The organism is Micromonospora sp. NPDC049171 (assembly GCF_040648275.1).
GTDB lineage: Bacteria > Actinomycetota > Actinomycetes > Mycobacteriales > Micromonosporaceae > Micromonospora.
Map to the genome: position 1 here is coordinate 1 of NZ_JBEZDJ010000060.1, position 6,401 is coordinate 6,401.

The following is a 6,401-nucleotide window of genomic DNA, read 5'->3' on the forward strand; positions in this document are numbered from 1 at the left end:
CCGCCCCCCCGCGCGCGGGGCGCGCGGGCGCGCCCCCCCCCCCCCCCCCGGCCCCCCCCCCCCCGCCCCCCCCCCCGCCGGCGGTCACAACCCCTCGGCGACCGCGGCGGCGATCTTCAGCCAGGCGTCCCGGGTGGCCGTGGAGAGCCCTCCGTACCGGATCGGCTCACCCGTGTCGATGAGCCGCTCGTACGGGGCCAGCAACACCGCCCGGGTACGGGCCGCGAAGTGCTCCTGGATGGCCGGCAGGTCGATCTCCTTGCGCGACGGCGGCATCGACACCACCGTCACGGCCTGGCGGACCAGCCGCTGCCGGCCACTCTGCTCCAGGTGGTCGAGCATCCGGGCGGCGGTCTCGGCGGAGTCGTTACGAGCCGACATGGTCACCACCAACTGGTCGGTGGCGTCCATCGACGCCTGCCAGTTCTGCGCCCGGACGTTGTTCCCGGTGTCCACGAAGATCAGCTTGTAGAACCGGCTGACCACCTCACGGATCTCGGCGAACGCGGCGGCGGTCAGCATCTCGCCACCGGTGGCCGACTCGTCCGAGGCCAGCACGTCGAACATGCCCTCGCCCTGCGAGCGGACGTACTGCGACAGGTCACCGACCCGCCCGTGCGCACCCTGGAACTGCCCGAGATCCCGCAGCATGTCCCGCACCGTGCGGGAGTGGAAATCCTGCTGGGCGCGCATCCCGAGGGTGCCCTGGGTCTCGTTGTTGTCCCAGGCCAGCACGTAGCCACCGCGCTTCTGGCCGAACGTCATCGCGAGCAGCAGGATGGCCACCGTCTTACCGGCGCCACCCTTCGGGTTGACCACCGTCACCTGCCGCAGACCGCCGAAGTTGCGGCGCACCATCTCGATGTCCCGCTTGAGCTCCTGCTCGTGCCGCCCCGGAGAGAGCCGGAGCAGCCCCGTCCGGTTGACCATCGCGCGTACGCCCATGGTCGCCACCGGGTCGACGGGCCGAACCTGCCGGCGCCGGCTGAAGTCCTCGGCGGTCGGTACCGCCGTCTCCTCCGGGGTCCAGCTCGCGTCCGGATACGCGGCGGCATCCGGGTACCCGGCGGTGGGCACCCGGGTCACCCCCTCGGCCTCCTGGTAGGGCTGCCCAGCCTGGACGCCGGGCGCGCCCTGCTGCCACGGCGGCGGGTACCAACCCGGAGACGGCGGGAACGGCCCGGGCGGTGAGGTCGCCGGCCCGGCCTGCTGGGGAGCCTGCTGCGGCAGGTTGCTGAACTGCGTCAGGTCGGGCGGCGGCGGGATGTGCCCGGGGCCGACCTGCCCGGGGGTCACCGGGGTGAACGACTGATCTGGGTGCGCCGGCTGCGGGTCGGGCGGGGCGGGAAGCGGGGGCGTCACCGTGGCGGCCTGGTCGTTGGCCGGTGCGGACGCTCCGGTGGGGCGTTGCGGCGGATACGCCCACGGCGACTCGGTGACCGGCCGCGCCGTCCCGACGGCAGGCCCGTCATTCCCGGTCCCGTCGGCCTGCGATGCCAGCCCGGCCGCTGCGGGCCCGGCTGCCGCCGAGCCTGCGCCGGTCGGGCCTGTGCCGGTCGGGCCTGTGCTGCTCGGGCCTGCGGAGGTCGGGCCTGCGGAGGTCGGGCCTGCGCTGGTCGGGCCTGTGCTGGTCGGGCTCGCGGAGGTCGGGCCCGCGCCGTTCGGGCGGCCGGTGGGTGTGGGGGCTGCGGTGGGTTGGTCGGTGGGCGTCGCGGCGGCGGGGCGATCCAGGGTGAACGGCAGGTCCAGGTCGACACCACCCGGGGGGATCGGAGCGGCGGCGACGCCGGTCGGACCCCGGTCGCCGGCCTGCGCCTGCGCCTGCGCCACGCTGGCTGCGCTGCTGGTCGCGTTGCGTGCGCCGTTGGTCGCCCCGGCGGCGGCGCCCGCGGGAGCGCCGGCAGTCCGGGGTGTGCCTGGTGTGAGTGGCGTGCCGGTCGGGGGCGTGCTTGGTGCTGCTGGCGTGCCCGGTGTGAGCGGCGCGCCTGGTGCCGCTGGCGTGCTGGTCGTTGTCGTGTCCGGTGTGAGTGGCGCGCCGGACGGGGGTGTGCTTGGTGTGGGCGGCGTGCCGGTCGGGGGCGTGCCTGGGGTCGGCGGCGTGCCGGTTGCCGGGGTTGCGGGCGGTGTCGACGCGGCGGTTGGTGCCGGCGGGTCGGCCGGCGGCCAACTCGGCTGCGCTGGCGCCCAGCCGGACGAGGCGGCGGACGAGCCGCTGCCGCCCCAGCCGCCCGGCACCGGGACGGCACCGGTGAGCGACGGATAGTCGGCCGGCGAAGGCGGTGGCTGGGCCGGGGCCCCGGGTTGCCCGGGAACCGGCGGCCGTCCGGTCGGCGGTGCGGCCACCGGCGGAGTCACCGGCCCGGGTGCGACCGACGACGGCGTACCCCGCTGTTGGGCGACCGCCGCCCACGGCGGCGCCGCGCTACCCGCGTCGCGGTCGGCGGGATCCGGTGGCCAGAGTGGTTCGATGTCCCGCTCTGGCACCGGCTGCTGGCCGTGCACCTGCGCGCGGTCGGCGTTCTCGTCCATTACGGCCCCTCCCAGTCCTCCTGCGAGGATAGGCCCATCCGCCGAGAAGGGGCCGTCGGCGCAGCCGGGCCGGCCGCTCAGCCGGGCCGGCCCTTCGGTGCGGGCAGGGTCAGCTCGACCAGACCGCCCAGGCGCCCGGCTCGATCCACCAGGAACGCTTCCGGGTCAGCTCACCCTCGACACCATCGTCGAGGTAGGGGACCTTCCCCTCCCGGGGCAGCACCGAAACGGCCCGCCCACGGGCCCGCCGCACCTCGAGGCGTACCCGCTTGCGGCCCAGCGCCGAACGGACGACCACCGGCACGGCAACCGCGACCTCGATCTGGCCGTCGGTCGGGTCCGGTGCGGTCAGCAGCGTCACGTCGTCGAGCGTCGCGTACCCGCCGGCGTTGCCGACCACGCACGCCAGCAGCGGTTCGTCCCCGTTGGTGAGGACGGTGTCGTCCACCTCCACCCGGGCCCGCCAGTGCAGCGGCCGGCCCGCGTCGTCGGCGGCGCCGAGCAGCGCGCCGTCCAGGGTCACCGATCCACCGTCGTTGCGCAGCAGGTCGAGTCGGCGCACCGTGCCATCCACCACCGCGGCGGCCACCGCCGCCGGGTCACGCGGCAGCCCGAGCTGCGCGGCCAGGTCCCGGTGGGTGCCGCCACGGGCCGGATCGAGCGGGAGTACGGCCACCGGCGGCAGGTCGGGCAGGGTCCGGTTGCCGGGTAGATCCGCCGGACGCTTGCTCGGCGCTGGCGCGTACCGCCGGACCAGCCGGCGCAGCACGGCGCGCAACTGCCCGTCGCTGGCGGTGGCGACGACCAGCCGGGTCTTGCCGTCCAGGTCGGGCCAGGTGAGGCCATCCGGGCGGGCCGGACCGTCGAGCCGCGCCAACACCGCGTCGATCTCCGCGTCGGAGCGGGCGGTGACCATCTCCACCCGCGCGCCCCGGGCGATCAGCGCGTCGGAGCAGGCCAGCACCGGCACCCGTGGCCGCTCGGTGGCGCACCGCTCGGTGTCCCCGCCGGCCGGTGCCCCCTGGCCGGTGTCGGGCTGGCCGGTGTCGGGCTGGCTCTTCGGGTCGGTGGCGGCCTCGGTCGCACCGCCGCAGCAGGCCCCTCCGCTGCCACAGCCCCCGGGAGCGTCCCGCTCCGAACCGAGGGTGAGCAGCACCACGTCGTACACGGAAGGAGCCTCCTGCCTCTCGACGCGACCCCTGCCGGCCGCGCCGTCATTACTTGTTAACCTGACACCCCGGGCTCGCCAACCGGTCGCCACCTGGCACCCGAGCCTTCTGGAGGCGGAAAAGATGCCAGCGATCGTGCTCATCGGCGCTCAGTGGGGCGACGAGGGCAAGGGCAAGGTTACCGACCTGCTGGGTGAGCGGGTCGACTACGTCGTGCGCTACTCCGGTGGCAACAACGCCGGCCACACGGTGATCACCCCAGACGGCCAGAAGTACGCGCTGCACCTGATGCCGTCCGGCGCACTCTCGCCGAACGCGATGATCGTCATCGGCAACGGTGTGGTGGTCGACCCGAAGGTGCTGCTCGCCGAGATCGACGGTCTGGCCGAGCGCGGCGTCGACGTGTCCCGGCTGCGGATCTCCGGTGACGCGCACCTGATCATGCCGCACCACCGGGCATTGGACCGGGTGATCGAGCGTTACCTCGGCTCGTCGCGGATCGGCACCACCGGCCGGGGCATCGGCCCGGCGTACGGCGACAAGGTCGCCCGGATCGGCATCCGGCTCCAGGATCTGCTCGACCCGGGCATCCTGCGCAAGAAGCTGGAGCTCGCCCTGCGCGAGAAGAACCAGATCCTGTTCAAGGTCTACAACCGCAAGGCGATCGACCTTGAGGCGACCGTCGACGAGTACCTGGAGTACGCCGAGCGGCTCAAGCCGTACATCGCGGAGACCCGGGCCATGCTCTGGGACGCCCTGGACCGGGGTGACACGGTGCTGCTGGAGGGCGCGCAGGCCACCATGCTCGACATGGACCACGGCACGTACCCCTTCGTGACCTCGTCCAACCCGACGGCCGGTGGCGCCTGCGTGGGCGCCGGCATCCCGCCGACCGCGATCAACAAGGTCATCGCGGTGAGCAAGGCGTACACCACCCGGGTCGGCGCGGGACCGTTCCCGACCGAGCTGTTCGACGCCAGCGGCGAGCACCTGCGCAAGATCGGTGCGGAGTACGGCACCACCACGGGGCGGGAGCGTCGTTGCGGGTGGTTCGACGCGGTCGTCGCCCGGTACGCGTGCCGCCTCAACGGCGTCACCGACCTGGTCATCACCAAGCTGGACGTGCTCACCGGCCTGCCCAAGGTGCCGCTCTGCGTCGGCTACGAGATCAACGGCGTCCGGGTCGACGACATGCCGATGAGCCAGACGGACTTCCACCACGCCACGCCCGTCTACGAGGAACTCGACGGCTGGTGGGAGGACATCACCAAGGCGAGAACCGTCGAGGACCTGCCGGAAAACGCCCGCCGCTACATCGCCCGGGTAGAAGAACTCTGCAACACCAAGGTGAGCGTCGTAGGAGTAGGCCCAGGCCGAGAAGAAAACGTAGTCCTCCACCCCCTCCTCCCCTAACCACCCCCCACCCCCCACCCCACCCCCACCCGGGACCCGCGTTGATCATGGAGTTATAGCCACTCGCTGCGGCGTGTCGTGGCTATAACTCCATGATCAACGCGGGCTGCCCGCGGGCTGCACGCTGGGTTATCCACAGGCTTGGGCGGGTTGTCCACAGGGGGGTGTTTCGGGCTTCGGGTTCGGTCAGGGTGGGCGGGTGGATGCCTTGGACGTTGTGCGGCGGGTTGCGGCCGCCCGCGACGGGATTGTGACGATCAGGCAGGCGCGAGCCGCCGGCCTCACCACGCATGAGGTGCAACGGCTCTGCAGGGCTGGCCGGTGGCGGGTCGTGGCGCGTGGCAGCTATCTCGTGGACGCCGACCTGCACGACGGGGTGCCCCGACGAGCGCGGATCAGGGCGGCGGTGGCTTCCTTCGGCCCGGCGGCCGCCGCGGTGCTCGCGACGGCCGCCGAACTGCACGGGCTGGCGGGGCTGCGGAGCACCGAGGTGATCGAACTGTCGGTGCCGGGTCCGGTCGCCAGGCGGGCCCACCTTGCCCATCCGGGGGTGGTGGTCCACCAGTTGGTCATCCCGCCCGAGCACCTTGTCCGGGTGGACGGAATCACCGCTACCCGGCCGCTGCGTACCCTTGCCGACCTGATCCTGCGGGTTGATCGTTTCTCGGCGGTCAGCGTGCTGGACTCGGCGTTGAACCGTGGGCTGGTGACCACCGACGACCTCCTCTCCGTTCCGCGTCTCATCCGCGGGCGGCGCGGCGCGATCGCGGCTCGGGGCTATCTGGGCGAGGCGGATGGGCGGGCGCAGTCGCCGCTTGAGACGCGGGCCCGGCTCCGCTGTGTCGACGGGGGAGTGCCACCGGATGCACTGCAACTCGAGATCCGCGACGACGATGGCTTTCTGCTCGGTGTCGGCGATCTCGGTTGGCGTGGTCCCCGGATCATCGCCGAGGCCGACGGTCGTGGCCCCCACGCTGTTCCGGAAGCGGTCTTCGCCGACCGGCGCCGTCAGAATCGTTTGGTCAACGCCGGCTGGACCGTCCTCCGTTTCACCTGGTCAGACACTCTAAGACCCGACTACATCCCCTGGACCGTCCGCCAAGCGATAACCGCATCCCACCGCCCCTGACCCCACCCCACCCCCACTCCCCACCCCCCACCCCACCCCACATCGTTGATCATGAGGTTATTGCGTCGACACGCCGGGTGGTTTCTAGGCTTCAGTGCAACTGATCTTGGTTGTGGTGGAGGTGCTGGTGGCGAGGCCGGGTGTGGTGACGTTCGGGCATC

4 protein-coding genes are annotated in these 6,401 nt (G+C 72.8%); 2 read left to right on the forward strand and 2 right to left on the reverse strand.

Annotated features, from left to right (window positions below):
* Positions 1–84: 84 nt before the first annotated feature.
* Together AB0B14_RS36605 and AB0B14_RS36610 are read right to left on the reverse strand one after the other, a co-directional pair.
* The gene (locus AB0B14_RS36605) at positions 85–2,529 is read right to left on the reverse strand and encodes a chromosome partitioning protein (RefSeq protein ID WP_357526740.1); all 2,445 of its coding nucleotides are present in this window, start codon (positions 2,527–2,529) and stop codon (positions 85–87) included.
* A gap of 109 nt (positions 2,530–2,638) precedes the next feature.
* On the reverse strand, positions 2,639–3,697 hold the full coding sequence (locus tag AB0B14_RS36610) for a diacylglycerol kinase family protein (protein ID WP_357526742.1): 1,059 nt from the start codon (positions 3,695–3,697) through the stop codon (positions 2,639–2,641).
* A gap of 124 nt (positions 3,698–3,821) precedes the next feature.
* Between AB0B14_RS36610 and AB0B14_RS36615 the strand changes: the two genes are divergently transcribed.
* Together AB0B14_RS36615 and AB0B14_RS36620 are read left to right on the forward strand one after the other, a co-directional pair.
* Positions 3,822–5,111 (forward strand): adenylosuccinate synthase, encoded by a 1,290-nt coding sequence (locus AB0B14_RS36615; protein ID WP_357066523.1) that lies wholly within the window; start codon positions 3,822–3,824, stop codon positions 5,109–5,111.
* A 217-nt stretch (positions 5,112–5,328) separates the two neighbouring features.
* Positions 5,329–6,240 carry a type IV toxin-antitoxin system AbiEi family antitoxin domain-containing protein gene (locus AB0B14_RS36620; RefSeq protein WP_357066570.1) on the forward strand — a complete coding sequence of 304 codons (912 nt, stop codon included), beginning with the start codon at positions 5,329–5,331 and terminating at the stop codon, positions 6,238–6,240.
* The last annotated feature ends 161 nt before the right edge of the window (positions 6,241–6,401 follow it).